The sequence below is a fragment of the Sphingopyxis granuli NBRC 100800 genome, from assembly GCF_001591045.1.
In the GTDB taxonomy this organism is placed as follows: domain Bacteria; phylum Pseudomonadota; class Alphaproteobacteria; order Sphingomonadales; family Sphingomonadaceae; genus Sphingopyxis; species Sphingopyxis granuli.
In genome coordinates, this window is sequence record NZ_BCUA01000072.1 from 1 (window position 1) to 21,615 (window position 21,615).

21 protein-coding genes and 1 tRNA gene are annotated in these 21,615 nt (G+C 68.5%); 11 read left to right on the forward strand and 11 right to left on the reverse strand.

The genetic code is table 11. The features are described from left to right. Positions 1-177 precede the first annotated feature (177 nt). Together metK and lnt are read right to left on the reverse strand one after the other, a co-directional pair. On the reverse strand, positions 178-1,404 hold the full coding sequence (gene metK / locus SGR02S_RS14785) for a methionine adenosyltransferase (RefSeq protein WP_067111448.1): 1,227 nt from the start codon (positions 1,402-1,404) through the stop codon (positions 178-180). 52 nt (positions 1,405-1,456) lie between these two features. After that, a complete protein-coding gene (gene lnt, locus SGR02S_RS14790) occupies positions 1,457-3,154 on the reverse strand; it encodes an apolipoprotein N-acyltransferase (protein ID WP_067111451.1) in 1,698 nt (565 codons plus the stop codon). 209 nt (positions 3,155-3,363) lie between these two features. Here lnt and SGR02S_RS14795 point away from each other — a divergent pair, with 209 nt between their 5' ends. From SGR02S_RS14795 to SGR02S_RS14805, 3 genes are read left to right on the forward strand one after another with little or no spacing between them, the layout of a single operon-like run. Further along, positions 3,364-3,945 (forward strand): LOG family protein, encoded by a 582-nt coding sequence (locus SGR02S_RS14795; protein ID WP_067111500.1) that lies wholly within the window; start codon positions 3,364-3,366, stop codon positions 3,943-3,945. A 31-nt stretch (positions 3,946-3,976) separates the two neighbouring features. Further along, entirely contained in the window at positions 3,977-4,546 is a 570-nt protein-coding gene (pnuC, locus tag SGR02S_RS14800; RefSeq protein ID WP_067111454.1) for a nicotinamide riboside transporter PnuC, read from the forward strand. Further along, positions 4,543-5,061, forward strand: coding sequence for an AAA family ATPase (locus tag SGR02S_RS14805; RefSeq protein ID WP_067111503.1), 519 nt, complete (start codon positions 4,543-4,545; stop codon positions 5,059-5,061). Before pnuC ends, SGR02S_RS14805 begins: the two co-directional genes overlap by 4 nt. 174 nt (positions 5,062-5,235) lie before the next feature. Here the strand turns inward: SGR02S_RS14805 and SGR02S_RS14810 are convergent, their stop codons facing one another. Then, positions 5,236-6,768 carry a class I adenylate-forming enzyme family protein gene (locus tag SGR02S_RS14810; protein WP_067111507.1) on the reverse strand — a complete coding sequence of 511 codons (1,533 nt, stop codon included), beginning with the start codon at positions 6,766-6,768 and terminating at the stop codon, positions 5,236-5,238. An 82-nt stretch (positions 6,769-6,850) separates the two neighbouring features. Between SGR02S_RS14810 and SGR02S_RS14815 the strand changes: the two genes are divergently transcribed. The 5 genes from SGR02S_RS14815 (at position 6,851) to SGR02S_RS14835 (ending at position 11,309) form a co-directional block, all read left to right on the forward strand. Then, a complete protein-coding gene (locus SGR02S_RS14815; protein ID WP_067111456.1) occupies positions 6,851-7,591 on the forward strand; it encodes a response regulator transcription factor in 741 nt (246 codons plus the stop codon). A 91-nt stretch (positions 7,592-7,682) separates the two neighbouring features. Then, on the forward strand, positions 7,683-9,212 hold the full coding sequence (locus tag SGR02S_RS14820; protein WP_067111459.1) for an acyl-CoA synthetase: 1,530 nt from the start codon (positions 7,683-7,685) through the stop codon (positions 9,210-9,212). Then, a complete protein-coding gene (locus SGR02S_RS14825; protein WP_067111461.1) occupies positions 9,209-9,859 on the forward strand; it encodes a TetR/AcrR family transcriptional regulator in 651 nt (216 codons plus the stop codon). Before SGR02S_RS14820 ends, SGR02S_RS14825 begins: the two co-directional genes overlap by 4 nt. 21 nt (positions 9,860-9,880) lie before the next feature. Beyond that, positions 9,881-10,492, forward strand: a complete 612-nt coding sequence (locus SGR02S_RS14830) for a 2-hydroxychromene-2-carboxylate isomerase (RefSeq protein WP_067111463.1) — start codon at positions 9,881-9,883, stop codon at positions 10,490-10,492. Positions 10,493-10,505: 13 nt separating this feature from the next. Next, the gene (locus tag SGR02S_RS14835) at positions 10,506-11,309 is read left to right on the forward strand and encodes a crotonase/enoyl-CoA hydratase family protein (RefSeq protein ID WP_067111466.1); all 804 of its coding nucleotides are present in this window, start codon (positions 10,506-10,508) and stop codon (positions 11,307-11,309) included. A 13-nt stretch (positions 11,310-11,322) separates the two neighbouring features. Here SGR02S_RS14835 and SGR02S_RS14840 read toward each other — a convergent pair whose 3' ends face one another. The 6 genes from SGR02S_RS14840 to SGR02S_RS14865 form a co-directional block, all read right to left on the reverse strand. Further along, a complete protein-coding gene (locus SGR02S_RS14840) occupies positions 11,323-12,012 on the reverse strand; it encodes an ATP12 family chaperone protein (protein WP_067111468.1) in 690 nt (229 codons plus the stop codon). Next, positions 12,009-12,245: a hypothetical protein gene (locus SGR02S_RS14845; RefSeq protein ID WP_067111470.1), complete on the reverse strand. Its 237-nt coding sequence runs from the start codon at positions 12,243-12,245 to the stop codon at positions 12,009-12,011. Before SGR02S_RS14845 ends, SGR02S_RS14840 begins: the two co-directional genes overlap by 4 nt. Beyond that, entirely contained in the window at positions 12,242-12,865 is a 624-nt protein-coding gene (locus SGR02S_RS14850) for an FMN-binding negative transcriptional regulator (protein WP_067111473.1), read from the reverse strand. Before SGR02S_RS14850 ends, SGR02S_RS14845 begins: the two co-directional genes overlap by 4 nt. Further along, positions 12,865-14,016 (reverse strand): RluA family pseudouridine synthase, encoded by a 1,152-nt coding sequence (locus SGR02S_RS14855; protein ID WP_067111476.1) that lies wholly within the window; start codon positions 14,014-14,016, stop codon positions 12,865-12,867. The genes SGR02S_RS14850 and SGR02S_RS14855 overlap by 1 nt, the downstream gene beginning before the upstream one ends. Then, positions 14,013-14,390 (reverse strand): fluoride efflux transporter CrcB, encoded by a 378-nt coding sequence (gene crcB / locus SGR02S_RS14860; protein WP_067111479.1) that lies wholly within the window; start codon positions 14,388-14,390, stop codon positions 14,013-14,015. The genes SGR02S_RS14855 and crcB overlap by 4 nt, the downstream gene beginning before the upstream one ends. 109 nt (positions 14,391-14,499) lie before the next feature. Further along, entirely contained in the window at positions 14,500-15,057 is a 558-nt protein-coding gene (locus tag SGR02S_RS14865) for a thermonuclease family protein (protein ID WP_082797175.1), read from the reverse strand. A gap of 234 nt (positions 15,058-15,291) precedes the next feature. Here SGR02S_RS14865 and SGR02S_RS14870 point away from each other — a divergent pair, with 234 nt between their 5' ends. From SGR02S_RS14870 to SGR02S_RS14880, 3 genes are all read left to right on the forward strand, one after another. After that, a complete protein-coding gene (locus tag SGR02S_RS14870; RefSeq protein ID WP_067111487.1) occupies positions 15,292-16,284 on the forward strand; it encodes a winged helix DNA-binding protein in 993 nt (330 codons plus the stop codon). Between the two features lie 55 nt (positions 16,285-16,339). Further along, positions 16,340-16,415 (forward strand) — tRNA-Val (locus SGR02S_RS14875). Positions 16,416-16,483: 68 nt separating this feature from the next. Further along, positions 16,484-17,944, forward strand: a complete 1,461-nt coding sequence (locus SGR02S_RS14880) for an amidohydrolase family protein (RefSeq protein WP_067111490.1) — start codon at positions 16,484-16,486, stop codon at positions 17,942-17,944. A 314-nt stretch (positions 17,945-18,258) separates the two neighbouring features. On the opposite strand, the gene SGR02S_RS14885 is transcribed toward SGR02S_RS14880, so the two are convergent. Beyond that, positions 18,259-18,570, reverse strand: a complete 312-nt coding sequence (locus SGR02S_RS14885; RefSeq protein WP_067111494.1) for a ribosomal protein L7/L12 — start codon at positions 18,568-18,570, stop codon at positions 18,259-18,261. Positions 18,571-18,600: 30 nt separating this feature from the next. Further along, complete coding sequence (acnA, locus tag SGR02S_RS14890; RefSeq protein WP_067111497.1) at positions 18,601-21,276, reverse strand: aconitate hydratase AcnA; 2,676 nt, start codon at positions 21,274-21,276, stop codon at positions 18,601-18,603. Between the last annotated feature and the right edge of the window lie 339 nt (positions 21,277-21,615).

Below are 21,615 nucleotides of genomic sequence, written 5' to 3' on the forward strand. Positions count from 1 at the left end.
GGGGGGCAATCCAAAGCCATCAGAGTCCAAGCGGCGGAGCGCCAAATCTGCATCCCGTTCGTGTCTCGCCTTCGCTCGACACGAACGGAAGAGAGGCGATCCAGATTGAACGCTTGCCGCCCCGAATGGCGCGGCACGCGCAGATCGCGCCGCGATCGGGCGAGAAGTGCGCGGGTCTTAACGGCCCAGCGCGGCCTTCAGCCTATCGATCAGGTCGGTGCGTTCCCAGGGGAAGGCGTCGCCGTCCGGCTGGCGGCCGAAATGGCCATAGGCCGCGGTCTGGCGATAGATCGGCTTGTTGAGGCCCAGATGGGTGCGGATGCCCTTCGGGGTCAGCCGGACGAGCTGCGGCAGTGCCTGTTCCAGCGCGGCTTCGGACACGCCCTCGGCCGCGGTGCCGTGCAGGTCGACATAGACCGACAGCGGTTCGGCGACGCCGATCGCGTAGCTGAGCTGGATCGTGCAGCGGCGGGCGAGGCCGGCGGCGACGATATTCTTGGCCAGATAGCGCGTGATGTAGGCGGCCGAGCGGTCGACCTTGGTCGGGTCCTTGCCGCTGAACGCGCCGCCGCCGTGCGGGCTCGCCCCGCCATAGGTGTCGACGATGATCTTGCGGCCGGTCAGCCCGGCGTCGCCGTCGGGTCCGCCGATCTCGAAACGCCCGGTCGGGTTGATATGATAGACGGTGTTCGCGGTCAGAAGCTCGGCGGGCAGGACGTCGGCGATCACGCCCAGCACATATTTGCGCAGCTCCTGATATTTGGTCTCGTCGCCTTCGCCGTCGTGCCAGAAATAGCCCGGCGCGTGCTGGGTCGACACGACGATCGCGGTCGCCTCGACCGGGCGCTCGTTGGCGTAGCGCAGCGTGACCTGGCTCTTGGTGTCGGGTTCGAGGAAGGGCGCGATGCCGGCCTTGCGGTCGGCGGCCATGCGCTCGAGAATCTTGTGTGCGTAATCGAGCGTCGCGGGCATCAGGTCGGGCGTCTCGTCGGAGGCATAGCCGAACATGATCCCCTGGTCGCCGGCGCCCTCGTCCTTGTCGGCGCTTTCGTCGACGCCCTGCGCGATATGCGCCGACTGGCCGTGGAGATTGTTCTCGAAGCGCAGGTTCTTCCAGTGGAAACCGTCCTGCTCATACCCGATCTCGCGAACGGTCTCGCGCACCGTCGCCTCGATCTCGTCGAGCGCGCCCGGCGCCCATTCGCCATCCTCGTAGACGCCCTTGCAGCGGATTTCGCCCGCCAGCACGACAAGCTGGGTCGTGGTCAGCGTTTCGCAGGCCACGCGCGCTTCGGGGTCCTTCGACAGGAACAGATCGACGATCGAATCGCTGATCTGGTCGGCAACCTTGTCGGGATGCCCTTCGGACACGCTTTCGGACGTGAAGAGGAAGCTGTTGCGCATGGGAGACTTTCTTTGGATTTGGATATAAAGAAAAGTTTATGTCCCGGCGCTGTTAGCGTCCGCGCCGTCGAAAGGCAATGGCCAGCGCGAGCAGCAGCAGCGCGAAGCCGACCGGAAGACGATTGCCGAAACGGGCGAAAAGCGTCGGGGCGTGGGCCGGCGGAACCAGCGTGTCGATGCGCCCGGCGCGGTGCATCGGAATCGCTGCGCGGATGCGGCCGTCGGCGTCGATCACCGCGCTGATCCCGGTCGGAGTCGCGCGGACGACCGGCAGCCCTTCCTCTATCGCCCGCAGCCGCGCCTGGGCGAGGTGCTGCGGCGGGCCCCAGCTTCCGAACCAGGCGTCGTTCGAGGGGTTGAAGATGAAATCGGGCCGATGCGCGCGGTCGACGACCTGTCCCGAAAAGATGATCTCGTAGCAGATTTGCAGGCCGACCTCGACCGCCGGGCGCAGCGTTTCGGGCAGGCGGGTTGCGATCACCGCCGGCGGGTGACCCGCTGGCGGGACGTCGACCGTGCGGGTCGCGGCAGGCAGGGAGAGGGTGCGCGCGCCCGGCCCCGGCCAGAAGTCGATGTCGCCCGGCGCGAGCCGCGACAGGCCGATCGCCGACAGCAGCGGCCGCATCGGCAGATATTCGCCATAGGGGACGAGATGCGCCTTGTCGTAGCGCGGCCCCAGCGTGCCGTCGGGATACACCGTCATCACCGCGTTGCGCGCGCCGACGACGGTGCCGTCGCGGCCGAGTTCGAGCTTGAGCGCGCCGAGCAGCATCAGGTCGCCGGGATTCATCAGATTCGTCAGTCGCGCCCGCGCCTCGGCCGGCGAGCGATCATAATAGACGAGCGGATAGCCGGTTTCGAGATAATCGGGGATCGCCGCCTCTGGCCACAGGATCAGGCGGGCGCGATCGTCCTTGGGGACGGTCAGCCGTGCCAGCTTGGCGAAATTGGCGTCGGCCTTGTCACCCTCCCACTTGTCCTGCTGTCCGATGTTGGGCTGGACGAGGGTGATGGGGATCGAGGAGGCCGTGTCGGCTGTTCCGCCGCCGCCGCCGGCCGTCGCAACTGCGGTCGCGGTGGCCAATATCGGAATCGATGCTGCGAGCGCCGCGCGCTTCCACTGCCGCGCCGAAAGCAGGAGCAGCGCGCCCGCCACGCAGACGACCAGCGCTCCGAGCCCGTAGGTGCCGAGCCAGATCGCCGCCGAAGCGAAGCGGCCCGCCGCGATCGCGCCCAGCGGATTCCAGGCAAAGCCCGTGAACACCCAGCTTCGCAGCCATTCGGTCAGCGTCCACAGCGCGGCGAGGGTGAGGATGAAGGAAAGCGTTACCCCGGCGAAGGCGGGGACCGTTGGCGTCCCGTCTCCGGCACCTGCCGCTTTCGCAGGGACGGCGATTCGGGAAACCGTCCACGCCCCCCACGCCGCGAGCGCCGGATAGGCGGCGAGGTAGAGCGCCAGCAGCACGACCGCGATCCACCCCAGCCATGCGGGCATCGCCGCCTGATAGGTGAAGGCGGTCGCGATCCAGTTCAGGCCGATCGTGAAATGGCCGACCCCGAAGGCCCAGCCGATCCCGAGCGCGCGGCGCCCACGCGGCGCCCGCGCGACGAGCAGCATCCAGCCCGCGAGTGCGATCAGGGTCAGCGGCCACAGGTCGAGCGGCGCGAAGCCCGTGGCGGAAACGGCGCCGAGCAGCAGGGCGGCGAGCTTCGGACGGCGGTCGGCGAAAGCGTGGAGTGTCGCGGTCACGCGCGCAGCCTTAGCCGGGCGGCGCGGCGCTCGCCAGAGTCTATATGGCCCAAAGCCCATATGGCCGATCGTCCGGCGCGCGTCGCCGGCGACTTGTCGAAGCGCGGTTCTTCCTGCAAAGGCGCGGAAAGACGAAACGGGCTTTCGACGCGGCTCCATCGAGCCCTGCCGAAGGGCCAGGCCGAACGGACATTGCCATGCCTTTCACGATGAAACGCCTTGCCGTCTATTGCGGGTCCGCGACCCCCGACGACCCCGCCTTCATCGAAACCGCGCGGCATGTCGGGCGCACGCTGGCGAGCCGCGGCATCGGCGTCGTTTATGGTGGCGGCCGGACCGGCCTGATGGGCGCGGTCGCCGATGCGGCGCTCGCGGCGGGGGGCGAGGTGATCGGGGTGATCCCCGACGCGCTGGTCGGCACCGAGGTCGCGCATCGCGGCGTGACCGAACTCCACGTCGTCTCCGGCATGCACGAACGCAAGCGCATGTTCACCGACCTGTCCGACGGCTTCCTCACCATTCCCGGCGGCGTCGGCACGATGGACGAGTTGTGGGAGGCGATCAGCTGGGCGCAGCTCGGCTATCATGCCAAGCCCGTCGGACTGCTCAATGCCGGGGGATTCTACAACGATCTGATCGCCTTCAACCGCCGCATGGTCGAGGTCGGCTTCATCCGCCCGGCGCATGCGCGGATCATGATCGTCGATGCCGGGCTCGACGAATTGCTCGACAAGATGGTCGCCTATCGCCCGCACGAGCCGATCTTCGCGATGAAGGCCGACGATTTGTGACCCATGTCGGGCGACGAGGGGGGCGCCGCCCATGAGCGAGGTGGAATGGATCGCCGCCAGCCTCGTCCTGATCAACGTCGCGCTCGTCGCGTTGCGCAGCGTGTGGAACTATCCCTTCGCGCTCGTCGCGGTCAGCCTCTACGCCGTCGTTTTCTATGAGGCGAAGCTTTACAGCGACATGCTTCTCCAGGGCTTTTTCCTTGTCCTGAACCTCTATGGCTGGGCCGCCTGGCTGCGCGCGCGCGAGGGCAGCGGCGTGCCGGTCGGCTGGATGACCGCGCGGGCGCGGCTGGTCTGGGGCGGCGCCACGCTGGCGGCCTGGATCGTCTGGAGCGCGGCGATGCATCGCCACACCGACGCGGCGGCGCCGTGGATCGACGGCGCGATCGCGATGGCCAGCATCACCGCGCAATGGCTGCTCGCGCGGCGCCGGGTCGAAAGCTGGTGGCTGTGGATATTCGTCGATCTGATCGCTGTGCCGCTGTTCGCCTCGCGCGGCCTCTATGCGACGAGCGTGGTCTATGTCGTGCTGCTCGGCCTGTCGATCGACGGGCTGATCCAGTGGCGCCGCGCCGCCGCGGTGGGGACGGCGCCCGCATGACCCGCCGCATCTGCCTCCACGGCGCCGAAAGCACCGGCAAGTCGACGCTGGCACCACGGCTCGCCGCGCGGCTCGGCGGCCTCGTCGTCCCCGAATATGGCCGCGCCTATGCCGAGGCGAACGGCACCGGGTTCGACGAGGCCGACCTGCTCGCGATCTTCGAGGGCCATGTCGCGGCGACGCGAGCAGCGCTGGCGCAGCGGCCCCTATGGCTGGTGTCCGACACCGACCCGCTGATGACGCAGGCGTGGGCGGTGATGCTGCTCGGGCGGCGGCTGCCCGAGATCGACGCGTGGGATGAGGTCGCCGACCTCTACCTCGTCCCCGCGATGGACCTTTCGTGGGAAGAGGACGGCACGCGGCTGTTCGGCAGCGACCTCGCGCGGCGGCAGTTCATGGACGTCGCGATCGGCGAGCTCGAACGACGAAAACTGCGCTGGGCGTGGGTCGAGGGCGAAGGCGACGCGCGGCTGGCCAGCGCGCTGGCGGCAGTGGAGGCAGCGGAGTTCGCCTGATCGCGAAGGTTGCCGGGTCGTCCGTTTGGGGTGGCCAGACATACCCCATCTTCGTCATCCCCGCGAAAGCGGGGATCCAGAGCGGGCGTCGGCCGACCTTTCCCTGGGTTCCCGCTTTCGCGGGAATGACGAAGCGAAAAACGAGAATGGCGTCTTCCGATCGCTATCCGCCATTCACCCCGAATAGGCGTCGCGCAATTCGCGTTTCAGTACCTTGCCGATCGGGCTGCGCGGCAGTTCTTCGACGACGCGGATTGCGCTCAGCCGCTGGGTCTTGCCGACCTTGGCGTTGCAGTCGGCGCGCACGCTTTCGGCATCGGCGCCGGGCTTGAGCACGACGAAGGCGACGGGCGTCTCGCCCCATTCCTCGCTCGGCATGCCGACCACCGCCGCCTCGACGACGCGGTCGTCGGCGAGCAGGATCGCCTCCAGATCGCTGGGGAAGATGTTGAAGCCGCCCGAGATGATCATGTCCTTCGCGCGGTCCATCAGCGTCAGGAAGCCGTCTTCGTCGAAGCGGCCGATGTCGCCGTGACGATAGAAGAGATTCCCCTCCGCATCATACCAGTGCATCGCCCTGGTCGCGTCGGGGCGGTTGTTGTAGCCGGTCATCATCGCGGGGCTGCGGCCGACGATTTCTCCGACCGAACCCTGCGGCAGCTCGTTGCCTTCCTCGTCGATCACCTTGGCGATGTGGCCGGGCGCGGGGCGGCCGACGGTGTGCAGCTTGTCGGGATATTGATGCGCTTCGAGGATGAAGGCCGCGCCCCCCTCGGTCATGCCGTAGATTTCGACGAGCCCGCCCGGCCAGCGCTTGAGCACGTCGGCCTTGAGCGCGGCGGGAAAGGGGGCCGAGGTGCAATATTTCATGATGAAGCTGGAGAGGTCGAATCGGTCGAAATCCTCGAGCGCCATGATGCGGCGATATTGCACCGGCACCAGCATCGTGTTGGTCGCGCGCTCGCGCTCCGCCAGTTCGAGGAAACCGCGCGCATCGAACTTCTTCATCAGCACGACCTGCCCGCCCGATCCGACGGTGGGAAGGAAGCTCGCCATCGTCGTGTTCGAATAGAGCGGGGTCGACAGGATCGTCACCGCGTGCGGTCCATAGGCGGGAACGCCGCGCTGGATATGCTGCCAGCGCATCGCGTGGCTATGGACGATGCCCTTCGGCGTGCCGGTGGTGCCCGACGAATAGATGATGTTGAAGCCGTCTTCCGGCCGGATTTCGACTGCATCGGGCTTCGTTCCCGCGGGCGCCATCCAGTCGTCGAGCGCGACCCCGACGCCGCTGCCGTCCATGGCGATGCGGTCGGATGCGGTGACGGTCTGGCCTTCGAGGCTCGCCGCGGCGGCGCTGTCGAGGAACAGGTGGCGCGCGCCCGTGTCGGCGATCATCGCCGCCATCTGTTCGCCGGTCGCGCTGTTGGTGATCAGTCCCGCGACGCCGCCGGCGCGCAGCGTGCCGAGGATCGCGGCCATCTGTTCGACGCTGTTGAGCCCGGCAACGGCGGTCCGGTCGCCGCTCTGGAAGCCGTCCTGCTGAAGCCGGGCGGCGATTCGATCCATCATCCGGTCCAGTTCGGACCAGCTTAATCGCCGCGACGGGTCGGCAGCCGCTACGGCATCGGGACGTTCGGCGGCATGGGCGCGGATCAGGTCGGGCAGGGTGGCGAAAGCGCTGTCGAGCAGGTCGGTCGAGGTCATGTCCATCGGTTAGCACAGCGGGGGACCGGCGCAATGCCGGGCGCCGCGAAACGCCGTCGGGTGTGACGGCCTGGGGGGCAGGGTGCGGGTATCGGACGGAGGCGATCCGGGCGGCGAATCGCATGATGGGGCGGGGCGCATCGCCCTCTATCATCCGCTGCGCGAGCGCGCCGCGACGCTGGGCGCGGCGCTGGAAGCCGCGGGCCATGCGGTGCGGTCGATGCCGTCGCCGGCGAACGGACTGCGGCCATGGCTCGACGGCTGCTTCGACCTGCTGCTGATCAACCCCTTCCTCGATTGGCAGGACCCCTTTGCCTTCGTGCGGCTGATGGCGGCGGTCGCCGCGCGGCGGCCGGTGCTGGCGGTGTCGGATCGCGACTCGCTGGAGGAACGGATGATCGCGCTGCATGGCGGCGCGGACGACGTGGTCACCTGGACCGACAATCTGCCCGAGGTGCTGGCGCGCGCCGCCGGGCTGTTGCGGCGCAGCCGGCTGGCCGCCGGCCAGCTTGGCGCGGGCGAGTTGCGGATCGACCTGATCGACCGGCGCGTCGAGCGCGCGGGGCGGCCGATCCGCCTGCCGCTGCGCGAATTCGACCTGCTCGCCAATCTGGCGCGCGTTCCCGATCGTCCGCTGTCGCGCGCGGCGCTGCTCAAGGCGGTGTGGCGGCTCGACTTCGATCCGGGGACCAACCGGGTCGAGGTGCATATGTCGCGGCTGCGCGCCAGACTCGACCGCGGCTTCGCCTGGCCGATGCTGCACACGATCAAGGGCGTCGGCTATGCGCTGCGCTCGCATCCCGGCGCGGGCGCGCCCGAATAGGGGCAAGACCCTAAGCCTGCTTGACCCGGCGCTTCGGATGACTACTGACTCGGCGGAAAGAACGAACAGAACAGCTGGAGAGAGATCGCCGATGCACCCGTCCGTCCACGCCGCCGCAACCCCCGACAAGCCTGCGATCATCGTCGCCGAGACGGGCGAATCGATCAGCTATGCCGAACTCGACGCGGCGTCGAACCGTGCGGCACAGCTTTTTCGCGCGCACGGACTGGGGCACGAGGACGTCGTCGCCTTCATGCTCGACAACACGCCGCATTATTACGGGCTGACCTGGGGCGCGCAGCGCGCGGGGCTGCGCTATGTCTGCATCTCGTCGCGGCTGACGCAGGACGAGACCGACTATATCCTCGAAAATTCGGGCGCGAAGATGCTGATCGTCGCCGCCAGCCTCGCACCCGCGGCGCAGCAGCTCCAAACGCGGATCGAGCGTTTCTCGATGGGCGGCGACATCGCCGGCTGGCCGAAGATCGAGGACGAACTGGCGAAGATGCCGGCGACGCGGATCGCCGACGAGCGCGCCGGGGTCGACATGCTCTATTCGTCGGGGACCACCGGCCGCCCCAAGGGGGTCAGGGTGCCGCTGCCAGAGGAGCGCGAGATCGACGCGCCGAACAGCCTCGTCATGCTCGCCGCCGCGGCCTTCCATATCGGCCCCGAGAGCGTCTATCTGTCGCCCGCGCCGCTTTATCACGCGGCGCCGCTGCGCTGGTCGATGACGATTCATCGGCTTGGCGGCACCGTCGTGCTGATGAAGAAATTCGATCCCGAAGGCGCGCTGGCGGCGATCGAGACATATCGCTGCAACGCGGCGCAATTCGTGCCGACGCATTTCGTGCGGATGCTGAAACTGCCCGAGGCGGTGCGCACGAAATACGACGTGTCGTCGATGAAGAGCGCGATCCACGCCGCCGCGCCTTGCCCGGTGCCGGTCAAGCAGGCGATGATTGACTGGTGGGGGCCGGTGCTGCTCGAATATTATGCGGGATCGGAAGGCAATGGCATGACCTTCGCGACCAGCGAGGACTGGCTGGCGCACAAGGGCACGGTCGGGCGCGCGATCAACGGCGTGCTGCATATCGTCGGCGAGGATAACGAGACCGAACTGCCGGTGCGGCAGGAAGGCACGGTCTTTTTCGAAAGCGAGCAGGTCTTCGAGTATCACGACGACCCCGAAAAGACCGCGTCGAGCCGCAATTCGAAAGGCTGGTCGACGCTGGGCGACGTCGGCTGGGTCGACGAGGAGGGTTTCCTCTATCTGACCGACCGCAAGAGCTTCATGATCATCTCCGGCGGGGTGAACATCTATCCGCAGGAGATCGAGAATCATCTCGTCACCCATCCGAAGGTCGCCGATGTCGCGGTCGTCGGCGGACCGCACGAAGAGATGGGCGAAGAGGTGATCGCGGTCGTCCAGCCCGCCGACATGGCCGACGCCACCGACGCCTTGCGCGAGGAACTGGGCGCCTATGCGCGCGAGAAGCTGTCGGGGGTGAAGATCCCGCGGCGCATCGATTTCCTGGAGGCGCTGCCGCGCCACGACACCGGCAAGCTCTACAAGCGGCTGCTGCGCGACCAATATTGGGAGAAGGCGAAGGGCAAGTGAGCCCGCCGCGGGTCAAGACGCGCGACCGCATCCTGACGGCGGCGTTGCGGCTGTTCAACGAACAGCGCTTCGGCAGCGTCTCGACCGCCGCGATCGCCGCCGAGGTCGGCATCGCCGAGGGTAATCTGTGGTATCATTTCCGCAGCAAGCGCGCGCTGCTCGACGCGATCAGCGCCGATTTCGCGGAGGCGATCGAGGAACGGCTGCGGATGCGCCCGTCCGATGCGGGCGACCTGATCGAGGAATATGTCGGCCTGCTCGCCTGCATGCAGCGCGAACTGCACACCTTTCGCTTCATCTATCGCGACCGCGCCGATTACGGCGAATCGAGCCCGATCATCCTCGATCATATCGGCGGCTGGTACGACCGGGTGCACGAACAGCTGAGCATCTATCTGGGCGCGATGATCGATCGCGGCCTGCTCGACTGGCCGCGCGTCCGGCTCGGCGACCTGTGCACCAACGCGTTGCTGATCCTGCGCTTCGGCCTCGAATATCAGCGCGAGATGGACCCGGCGGCGGTCGGCGACCTCGACAGCGCGCGCTGGACGGTCGAGCGTCATCTGACGCTGTTCGAGGACCGGCTCGATCCCGCCGCCGCGCGCCGCTTTCACCGCGCGATCGAGCAGGCCGACCTGCAAAGCTGACCCGCCAGCGAAGGAGCCGTCATGCCCTCCCGTCTCGAATTTTTCTTCGACCTCTCCTCGCCCTGGACCTGCCTGGCATTCGCCAATGTCCAGCCGCTGATCGCGCGGACGGGCGCCGATGCGACCTTTCGCCCGATCCTGGTCGGCGGGGTGTTCAACGCGGTGAACCCGGCGGTCTATGCCGCGCGCGAGCAGACCGACAACCGCAAGATGCAGCATGGCTGGAAGGTGCTGGCCGACTGGGCGCGGCTGGCGGGGGTGGAGATGAACTTCCCGTCGCGCTGGCACCCGGCGAAAAGCGTCCACGCGATGCGCTTCGCGACCGCGCTCGAGGACGACCAGCCGGCGCTGATCGCCTTTGCGCGCGCCGCGTTCGAAAGCTATTTCGGGCGGCAGGAGAATCTCGACGATCCCGCCGTGCTCGAAGCCGTGGCGACGGGCGCGGGGCTCGACGGCGCAGCGATCCGCGCCGCCTCGACCACCGACGCGGTCAAGGCGCGGCTGCGCGCCAATACCGAAGAACTGGTGGCGCGCGGCGGTTATGGTTCGCCGACGCTGTTCGTCGACGGCACCGACATGTATTTCGGCAACGACCAGCTGCCGCTCGTCGAAGCGGCGCTTCAACGCAACTGAGAGGATTCTCCCGATGCAGGACCGCATTTCCATCACCATGCTGGAGGACGGCATCGCCGACGTCCGGCTGATCCGCGCCGACAAGATGAACGCGCTCGACGCCGCGATGTGGTCGGCGCTGGCCGAGGCGATCGACGAGCTGAAGGCGAAGCAGGGACTGCGCGTCGTCGTGCTGTCGGGCGAGGGGCGCGCCTTCTGCGCCGGGCTCGACCTCTCGAGCCTCAGCGCCGAGCGCGATCCGGGGGCGAGCAGCGCGGGCGGCACGCTGTCCGACCGCACGCGTGGCCCGTCGAACAATGCGCAATATGCCGCGTGGGGCTGGCGCGAATTGCCGGTGCCGGTGATCGCCGCGGTGCACGGCGTCGCCTTCGGCGCGGGCAGTCAGATCATGGCGGCGGCCGATATCCGCATCGTCCATCCCGACACGCGCATCGCGATCATGGAGATGCGCTGGGGCCTTGTCCCCGACGTCGCGGGAATGGCACTGTGGCGCACGCAAGTCGCCGACGACGTGCTGCGCGAGATGATCTACACCAACCGCGAATTCACCGGGTCGGAGGCGAAGCTGCTGGGGTTCGCGACGCATGTCGCCGACGACCCGCTGGGCAAGGCGATGGACCTCGCGCGGGTGATCGCGGGCAAGAACCCGCACGCGATCCGCGGCGCCAAGCGCCTGTGCAACATGCTCGCCGACGCGACCGATGCCGAGATATTGCAGGCCGAAAGCGACGAACAGGTCAAGGTCATCCGCACCCCGAACCAGATCGAGGCGGTGATGGCGCATATGGAGAAGCGCAAGCCGAATTTCGCGGATTGAGGAGAGCGGCCCTCTACAACAACCGCAGGAATCGCGCCGCGTGGTGCCAGTCGGCCTCGTGGCGCGCACGCGTCTTCCGCGCTTCGGTATCGGCGCCCCAGCGGCGTTCCTGATAGAGTTCGTCGAGGCTGACCGCCGTCCACAGCGCGTCCGCCGGAAAGGCATCCTCGACCAGCGCGAGCCCGGCGACGAGCGATCCGCCGATGGTGACGAGCGGTGCGAGCGGCGCGAGGCGGAAGGGATCGAGGCCCTGCACCGCATCGCGCAGCGCCGCGACCGTCGCGGGCGGCTGATCGACCGGCAGCACCCCCTGCGCGAGCGCGAATTCGATCCCGTGGCGCTGCTCGGCCCAGGCGAGCAGCGGGTTCCACGCCGCCGCCTGTTCGGCCTGCAGCGCCGCGTCGCGGTCGTCGCGGTAGCAGAAGAGGTCGCTCGCGGCATAGGCGGCGATCGGCGCCGCGAAGCCGGCGGGGTCGGCGGTGGCGAGGTCGATCGCGGCGTTGGCGATGCCTGTCAGCGGCATCGACGCCGGGTCGATATCCTCGCCCTGCGCGTCCCACTCGGCGGCGATCGCCTCGGCCAGCGCGCGGCCCGCGACGGCGAGCGGCGCACGCGCCGGGGTGCGCACCGGCCGCCCGTCGAGCGCGACGCCCCAGCCGCCGTCCTGCGGGACAGCCTCGGCCTGCTTCCAGAAGCGCTTCACGGCCCGGGCGGCGTCCGCCAGCGGCGCGCGAGAATGCGCGGCATGATCGCGAAATCGAACAAGCCGATCAGCACCACGGCGGCGCCGACCCAGCGGTCGGCGGGCTGGCCGGCGAGCGCCCATACGCCGCGGATGAGCAGGAAGCCCGCGAGGATGAGCAGCGCGCCCACAAGTCGCATGCTGGACAGCGCGAAAAAGCGTTTCTTCGCCAGGGCGTCTTCGGGTCGGGTCATGCGCTTTTCCTATCGCCGCCAAGCTCGCGCATCAAATGCGCCAGCGCGCCATGGCCGGTCGCCGCGATCTCCGTCGCGATCCGCGCGCGTTCGTCGGCCGGCTTGTTCTGCGACAGCTTGATCGTCGGGCGCCATGCGGCGATCCGCATCTCGAAGCCGATGATCGCACCGGTCAGTTTCGCGAAATAATTCGGGTCCATCTTGTCGCGCGTCCACGGCGGATTCGCTCCGATCCGCGCCTCGTGCTGCGCCGACAGCGCGTCGAGCTGCGCCACCAGTTCGGCCTCGTCGAGCCGGCGCGCCGGGCCTTCCATCTCGACCGCGACATAATTCCACGTCGGCACCGCGTGCGCTTCCTCGGCATACCAGCCCGCGCTGACATAGGCGTCGGGGCCCTGCACGACCGCAAGCGCCGTCGCCCCGGCGAGATGCCGGGTCAGCCCGTTGCCGCGCGACAGATGGAATTGCAGCGTCGCCGCATCCGCGCTCAGCACCACCGGCGCGTGCGCGACGCGCGGGCCGTCGGGCGTGCCCGCGAAGATGGCGGCGAAGCCGATCTCGCGCACCAGCAGCGCGGCGAGGTCGTCCTGCCGCGGCCGGAAGGCGGGGTCGGGATGCATCAGCGCGGTTTCCGGGGCGCGGGCTTGCGGCCGCCGGGTTTCGCGGGGCCGCGTTTCGCCGGGGCCTTGGGCTTCGCCTTGGCTTCGGCGCGGCCGCGCCGCTCGCCGCGCCTTGCCTTGCGAACCTGCTTGGCGTGCGCCTTGGCCTTCGTCTTCTGCACGGTCTTCGCCGAAGGCCGGGGCGCCTCCTCGGCCAGCGCATCGCCGAGCAGCGGGTCGAAGCCCAGCGCGTCGAGGCTCGCGGCGAAATGTTCGGGCACCGGCGCCGAGATGTCGAGCGCGCCGCCGTCGGGATGGTCGATGCGCAGGCGGCGGCTGTGCAGGTGCAGCTTGCGGCTGATCGTGCCGGTCAGGAAAGCCGCCTTGCCGCCATATTTGCCGTCACCGACGATCGGGTGGCCGATCGCCGCCATATGGACGCGAAGCTGATGGGTGCGGCCTGTCAGCGGCTGGAGTTCGACCCACGCCGCGCTGTTCCCCGCGCGCTCAATGATGCGATAGCGCGATTTCGAAGGCAGCCCCTTGTCGTCGACATGCATCTTCTCGCCGCCCGATCCGGGCTGCTTCGCCAGCGGCAGGTCGATTTCCCCCTGCGCGATGTCGGGGACGCCGACGACGATCGCCCAATAGGTCTTGCGCGCGCTGCGGTTCGAAAAGGCCTTGGCGAACCATGCGGCGGCGCGCGGGGTGCGCGCGACCAGCAGCGCGCCCGACGTGTCCTTGTCGAGCCGGTGGACGAGCTTCGGCCGCACCGGCGCCTCGCCTTGCAACGCGCCGAGCAGCCCGTCGACATGCGCGTCGGTCTTCGTCCCGCCCTGCGTCGCAAGCCCCGGCGGCTTGTCGAGCACGAACGCGCTCGCATCGCGGTGGATCACCATCGCCTCGGCCAGCGCGACGTCGGCGGGGGACAGCGGCCGGTCCTTGCGCGGACGCGGTCCGGTGGGGGCGGCGGGGGGAACGGGCATCGCGATCCGCTGCCCCGCCTCGATCCGGGCGGAGACGTCCGCCTTCTTTCCGTCGAGCGTCAGTTCGCCCGACCGCGCCCAGCGCGCGATCAGCGCGTGCGGCGTGCCCGGCCGGTGCCGCTTGAACCAGCGGTCGAGCCGGATGCCGTCATCCTCTTCCTCGACGGTGGCGCTGTCGCCGCTCATGCCGGAAGCTGCCGCATCGCGAGCATCCCCAGCCCGCATACCGCGATGCCGACGACGACCGACGAGAGGACGTAGGCGGCCGCCTGCGCCATCGCTCCGCGTTCGAACAGCAGCCAGAATTCGAGGCTGAACGAGGAAAAGGTGGTGAAGCCGCCGAGGATGCCGACGCCCAGGAACAGCCGCGTCGTCTCGCTGCCGCCGCTGCGCGCGAGCCAGCCGATCAGCAGGCCCATCAGCAGGCTACCCGCGATGTTGATCGACAGCGTCCACCACGGGAAACCGGGGCCGAGCCGCGCGAGCATGATCTGGCCGACCAGATGCCGCACCCCCGCGCCGATCGCGCCGCCGACCATGACTGGGAAAAGTCCGTTCATGCGCTCGTCCCTAGCGGCAAAAGCGCGCGGCGGAAAGCGGGCGATGGCCATTCGGGACGCGCCGTCGATGCAGGTCGGGCCCGTGGCGCCGCGGTGCCGGTTTCGGCGGCTATTCTTTCGGCCGCTGGTGCGCCCCGCGCCAGTCGGCGGGCCGGACGAAGCGCCCCTGCCAGATGCCGCGTCGCTTTGCGCGCGCTTCGGCTTCCTCGACGAAATAGCGGTCGTTAGTCGCGATTGCCCAGCCCTGACGTACCAGCGCGGCGCCGAGGTCGGACCCCCCGGGGTTGGGGACGGTCCGGCAGGCCGCGAGCGTTCGGCGATAACGGTCCGTGCCTTCGATCGCGCAATGAAGAGGGCCGCGCCCGGCGAGACGTTCGAGCGCCGCGCGCGCCTCGACCCCGCACGGCCAGCGCGTGCCGTCGGCGCGTTCGCAGTCCTGCCGATATTCGACCGCGTCGATGCCGACGAGCCGAACGGTCAGGGCGCGGCCATCCTGTCGCGCCGTCAGGCTGTCGCCGTCGATGACATGGACGAGCGGGACCGCCACCACCGGTGCCGGGCTTCCTAGCCATGCCGCGACCGCCAGCCCCGCGAGCAGCAGCAGGGCGGCCAGCGCGCGCAGCCGCCGGCGCCAGCGCAGGCGGGTGAGGGGAGAGGAACGGCGCATCGCAATCGCGGTGAAGCGGCGAAGCCGGCGTTGCAAGGGTGAATCAGGGATTGACGATGAGAACAAATCATGTCCAAAATGGACCAAATTTGTCCGCCGACTTGCCCGCGGACCCGGGCGATCCAGCGGCAGGGTCCGAAATGGCGGCAGATACGAGCGAACAAAAGGGGAATATCGCCGCTATGACGGCATAAGGGCACCGGGATGGGCAGAAAACAGGGAAAGGGTGGGGCCATGGAACAGGCGATCGCATTTCGACCGGCGGAGACCGTGCCATCGCCGGATCGGGCGAACCTTGGACCGGCGACGCGCTTGCTGTTCGTCGGCCCGGCGGAAGCGGTGCCGGACTATGCGCGGGCGGGGGTCCGGCTGGTCGCGGCGCTCGCCCCGTCCGACGCGGCGGCGCATATCCGCGCGATGATCGCGGTCGACATCGTCTGGCTGGCCGACGCCGACGCGATCGACGAGCCATCGCTTGCCGACATCGCCGCCGCGGTGATCGAACGCGATTGCCGGCTGGTGTGCGAGACCGGGCTGGCGGCGCTCGACCGCGTCGCGGCGGCGATCCCGCCCGCGGTGCGCGCCGAATGGCTGGTCGAGGCCGATGCCGCCGACCGGCTGGTCGCGCTTGCCGCCGCCAGCCCCGGTGCGGCATTTGCCGTGCACGACGTCGCGCGCGACGAAGCGATGGAGCGCATCGATCGCTTGCAGGAAGAGGTCGCGCGCATCTCGCGCCTGCTCGGCGACCTCGCCGGACAGCGCGGGCTGGCAGGAGGATCCGGCGGGCTGGCGATGCCGCCGTCCGACGACCCGGGCCGCGCGGTGTCGCTGCGGTCGCCCGGGCGCGACTATGCCGCCGCGCCACGCAGCTTCGTGCCCGAGGATCGGGCGACCGATCGCCAGCGCGCCAAGGCGGTGCGCCGCCTCCTGCGGCAGCGGCGGATACGCGAGCAATATTTCCCGGCCGACCTGTTCGCCGATCCGGCGTGGGACATGCTGCTCGATCTTTATGCCGCGCGGCTCGAGCGGCGGCCCGTTTCGGTATCGAGCCTGTGCATCGCCGCCGCGGTCCCCGCGACGACCGCACTGCGCTGGATCAAGACGATGACCGACGCCGGCCTGTTCGTGCGCGAAGCCGACCCCAACGACGGACGCCGCATCTTCATCGCGCTCGCCGACGGCGCGGCCGATGCGATGACGCGCTATTTCGAGGCGCTGGAGGAATAGGCGCGGCGGCTTGCCAGTGCGGCGAAGCTGTGGCAGGGCGCCCGCTCCCCGCAGGGGGCGCTTAGCTCAGTTGGTAGAGCATCTCGTTTACACCGAGAGGGTCGGCGGTTCGAGCCCGTCAGCGCCCACCATATCCGCCTTGTTGAGACTGCCCTTTCGGGGCTAGGGTAATCCCTTGTCCGGAAAAAGGGTCTCCCGCATGAAACGTCTCGCCGCCGCTCTGGCATCATCGCTGCTCGCTTTGGCCGCGCCCGCGCTCGCGGCGTCGCAGCAGGGCGATGTCGTCATCCGCCATGTGAATCTCGTCGATGTCGAGGCGGCGAAGACGCAGGCCGATCAGGCAGTGGTGCTGCGCGGCGCCGACATCGTCGCCGTCGGCGCTGATGCCGCGATTGTGCGCGACTGGCGCGCGGCCAAGGTCGTCGAGGGCAAGGGCCTCTATCTGATCCCCGGCCTTTGGGACATGCACGTCCATTTCGGCGGTGGGCCCGAACTGATCGAGGAGAACAAGGCGCTTCTGCCGCTTTATGTCGCCAACGGCATCACGACGATCCGCGATTGTTCGGGCGACCTGCCTGATCAGGTGCTCGGCTGGCGCAGCGAGATTGCGAGCGGCAGCCTGTTCGGGCCGCGCCTGCTGACCTCCGGCGCGAAGATCGAGGGGATCGCGCCGGTGTGGAAGGGAACGATCGAGGTCGGCAGCGAAGCCGACGTCGATGCGGCGCTGACCCGGCTGCAACAGCGCGACAAGGTCGATTTCGTCAAGATCACCGACAGCACGCTGAAACCCGACCTGTTCCTTTATGCGCTGCGGCAGGCGAAGGCGCGCGGAATCCGGACGTCGGGGCATATCCCGATGGCGCTGACCACCCGGCAGGCGGTCGATGCCGGGATCAGTTCGATCGAGCATCTCGACTATGCCTATCACGCCGGGGCGCGTGACGAAGCGGCGGTCGCCGCCGATTTCGCCGCGCGCCGCATCGACCGCGCCGAGGCGAGCCGCCGGCTCGACGCGGCGTTCGACCCCGCGACCGCGATGGCGGCCTATCGCCATTTCGCCGAAAAGGGCGTGTTCGTCACCCCGACGCTGAACGGCAGCCGCATCCTCGCCTTCCTCGACCGCGACGACCACAGCAAGGACGAAGGGCTCGCCTATATCGGGCCGAAGCTGCGCAAGACCTATGACTGGCGCATCGAGCGCGCGGCCAAGGCCAGCCCCGAGGCGATCGCGGCGCGCCACGCGCATATCGACGCGATGGCGCGGATATTGCCGATGCTGCAGCGGGCCGGCGTCACGATCATCGCCGGAACCGACGCGGGATTCCTCAACAGCTTCAACTATCCCGCCTTCGCGCTGCACGACGAGATCGCGCTGTTCGTGGAAAAGGGGCTGACCCCGGCGCAGGCACTCGCCTCCGCGACGCGCGCCGGGCCGGCGTGGTTCGGCCAGCTCGACCGCTATGGCGCGATCCGGCCGGGGATGGCCGCCGACCTGGTGCTGCTGCAACGCAACCCGCTGGAGGATATCGCCGCGACGAAGGCGATCGACACGGTGGTGATGCGCGGCAAGACCTATGACCGCGCCGCGCTCGATGCGATGCTGGCCGACACGCGCGCCAAGGTCGCGGCGTGGAACGCGGAGGACAGCGCGAGCGAATAGGGCGGCGCGCCTACGATCTGGAACGGGATATGGGCTGGATTTGGAGCACGATGACTTTGGATTGCCCCACTTCGTCATTGCGAGCGGAGCGAAGCAATCCAGGGCGGTCTGCGCGCGCTCTGGATTGCCGCGCGGCTTCGCCGCTCGCAATGACGAATCCAGTCGATGTCATAACGTTCTGACGCTCGGCGCGTCGGGATGGTCGCCCGCGCCGCCGCCATGACGCTCTGGTCCCCGCCTTCGCGGGGACGATGTTTCGTTCAAAAAGATTGCACTCCGACGGTGTAAATCCCGGCTCGCGAAGCGGTCGCGAGTCAGCGGATCAGCCGGCGGCGTTCGAGAGCTTCGACGGCCGCCTTGCTTTCGGCCAGTCCCAGCCCGGTGGCTTCGCGCCACAGCTTTATCGCCTCTATCTTGCGATTCTGGCGCAGCAGTTCGACGACCGCCTCTTCATCGCTGCCGGTGGGTACGGGCGCGCTGGAAACGGAGACCGGCCGCCCGATGGGTCGCGGTGCCGGCGGCGGCGCGATCAGGTCGCGCGCGCCGCGTCCGGCCTTGCGGCGCAGCATCCATGTCAGCGCCGCGCCGCACAGGAAGCCCGCGGCGAAGAGGAGCAAGGCGCTCACCGCTTCGCCCCCGGGCCTCCCGCTCGCGGGTCAGGCGGCGAGCTTGCGCAGCACATAGTGCAGGATGCCGCCGTTCATATAATATTCGACCTCGTTCGCCGTATCGATGCGGCAGAGCGTGTCGAAGCTGAAGGTCGACCCGTCGGGGCGCGTCACCTGCACTGTCACCGTCTGGCGCGGCTTCAGGTCGGCGACGCCGGTGATAGTGAAGCTGTCGTCGCCCGTCAGCGCCAGCGTCTCGCGCGTCTGGCCGTCCTGGAACTGGAGCGGCAGCACGCCCATGCCGACGAGGTTCGAGCGGTGGATACGCTCGAAGCTTTCGGCGATCACCGCGCGCACGCCGAGCAGGATGGTCCCCTTCGCCGCCCAGTCGCGCGATGAGCCGGTGCCATATTCCTTGCCCGCGACGACGACGAGCGGGGTGCCGTCGGCCTTGTGGCGCATCGCGGCGTCATAGATGGGCATCACTTCCTGCCCATAGCGCGACATGCCGCCCTCGATCCCCGGCACCATCTCGTTGCGGATGCGGATGTTGGCGAAGGTGCCGCGCATCATCACCTCGTGATGGCCGCGGCGCGAGCCGTAGCTGTTGAAGTCGGCCCTGGCGACCTGATGCTCCATCAGCCATTTGCCCGCCGGGCTGTCGGCCTTGATCGACCCGGCCGGGCTGATGTGGTCGGTGGTGATCGAATCGCCCAGGATTGCGAGCGGCTTTGCGTCGACGATGTCGGCGACCGGCGCCGGCGTCATCTCCATCCCCTCGAAATAAGGCGGGTTGGCGACATAGGTCGACCCGGCGCGCCACTGATAGGTGTCGCTGCCTTCGACCTGGATCTTCTGCCAATGCTCGTCGCCCTTGTAGACATGGGCGTAGCGCGCCTCGAACATGTCGCGGTCGACCGCGCCGGCGATGGTGTCGGCGACCTCCTGGTTGGTCGGCCAGATGTCCTTGAGGTAGACGTCGTTGCCGTCCTTGTCCTGCCCGATCGGCGTACCCGTGAAATCCTCGGTGACGGTGCCCTTCAGCGCGTAGGCGACGACGAGCGGCGGCGAGGCGAGGAAGTTGGCGCGCACGTCGGGCGACACGCGGCCCTCGAAATTGCGGTTGCCCGACAGGACCGAGGCGGCGACGATGTCGTTGCCGTTGATCGCGGCCGAGATCGGCTCGGCGAGCGGGCCCGAGTTGCCGATGCAGGTCGTGCACCCATAGCCGACGAGGTTGTAGCCGATCGCGTCGAGGTGCGGCTGGAGGCCCGCCTTGGCGAGATAGTCGGTGACCACCTGCGATCCCGGCGCGAGGCTGGTCTTGACCCACGGCTTCGGCTTCATGCCGCGCTCGTTCGCTTTCTTGGCGACGAGGCCGGCGGCGATCATCACGCCGGGGTTCGAGGTGTTGGTGCAGCTGGTGATCGCGGCGATGACGACGTCGCCGTCGCCGATGTCGTGATCGCGGCCTTCGACCGGCACGCGCTTCGCGCCGTCGTGCTTGTAGACATTGGCGAGGTCGGCGTTGAACACGTCGTCGACCTCGGTCAGCACGACCTTGTCCTGCGGGCGCTTCGGCCCGGCGAGGCTGGGGACGACGGTCGCCATGTCGAGTTCGAGCGTGTCGGTGAACACGGGGTCGGGCATGCCGGCGTGGCGCCACAGGCCCTGCGCCTTCGCATAGGCTTCGACCAGCGCGATATTCTCTTCGCTGCGGCCGGTCAGCCGCATATAGTCGATCGTCTTTTCGTCGATGCCGAAGAAGCCGCAGGTCGCGCCATATTCGGGCGCCATGTTGGCGAGCGTCGCGCGGTCGGCGAGGCTGAGGCTGTCGAGCCCGGGGCCGAAATATTCGACGAAGCGCCCGACGACGCCCTTGGCGCGCAGCATCTGCGTCGCGGTGAGCACGAGGTCGGTCGCGGTGACGCCTTCCTTGAGCCGCCCGGTGAGCTTGAAGCCGACGACCTCGGGAATCAGCATGGAAACGGGCTGGCCCAGCATCGCGGCCTCCGCCTCGATCCCGCCGACGCCCCAGCCGAGCACGCCCAGGCCGTTGATCATCGTCGTGTGGCTGTCGGTGCCGACGCAGGTGTCGGGATAGGCGACGGTCTGGCCGTCCGCGCCCTCGCTCGACCACACGGCCTGCGCGATGTGTTCAAGGTTGACCTGGTGGCAGATGCCGGTGCCCGGCGGCACGGCCTTGAAATTGTCGAGGCTCTTCGACCCCCATTTCAGGAAGTCGTAGCGCTCGCCGTTGCGGTAATATTCGATCTCGACATTCTGCTCGAACGCCTTGGGGTGGCCGAACTCGTCGACCATCACCGAGTGGTCGATGACGAGGTGGACGGGAACCAGCGGGTTGATCTTCGACGTGTCGCCGCCGAGCCTGGCGATCGCATCGCGCATCGCGGCAAGGTCGACGACGCAGGGGACGCCGGTGAAGTCCTGAAGCAGCACGCGCGCCGGGCGATACTGGATCTCGCGCGCCGACACGGGGTTCGACTGCCAGTCGACGATCGCCTGGACGTCGTCGGTCGACACGGTGAAGCCGCCGTCCTCGAAACGGAGGAGGTTTTCGAGCAGCACCTTCATCGAGAAGGGCAGGCGCGACACGTCGCCCAGTTTCGCCGCCGCCTTGTCGAGCGAATAATAGGCGTACGTCTTGCCCCCGACATCGAGCGTCGAACGGGTGCCCAGCGTATCGTGGCCGGTGGTGGTCATAGGCTTGCAGTCCCCAAATTAGCGCGGCGGGGAATGACGGCCGAAGCCCGATCCGGGAGAGCGGGGCCAACGGGAGTCGCGCGCGCGGGTTTATGTCCGCGCCGCCTTACGCCGGGGGGCAGGAAATGCAAGGGGGGCGGGCGGCCTGCAACCGCGTCGGGGGCTCGCGGCTGGCGAGGTGCGCGTCGAATCCGGGCCGCAGCTTACGGGAAGGCGAGGCGGGCCTGAGGGCCCTGGACTCTGATGATTTTGGATTGACCCGCTTCGTCATTGCGACCCCGGACCTGATCGGGATATATACCCTTCAGGCAAGTAGGGAGCTGTTCCCCGGCGAAAGCC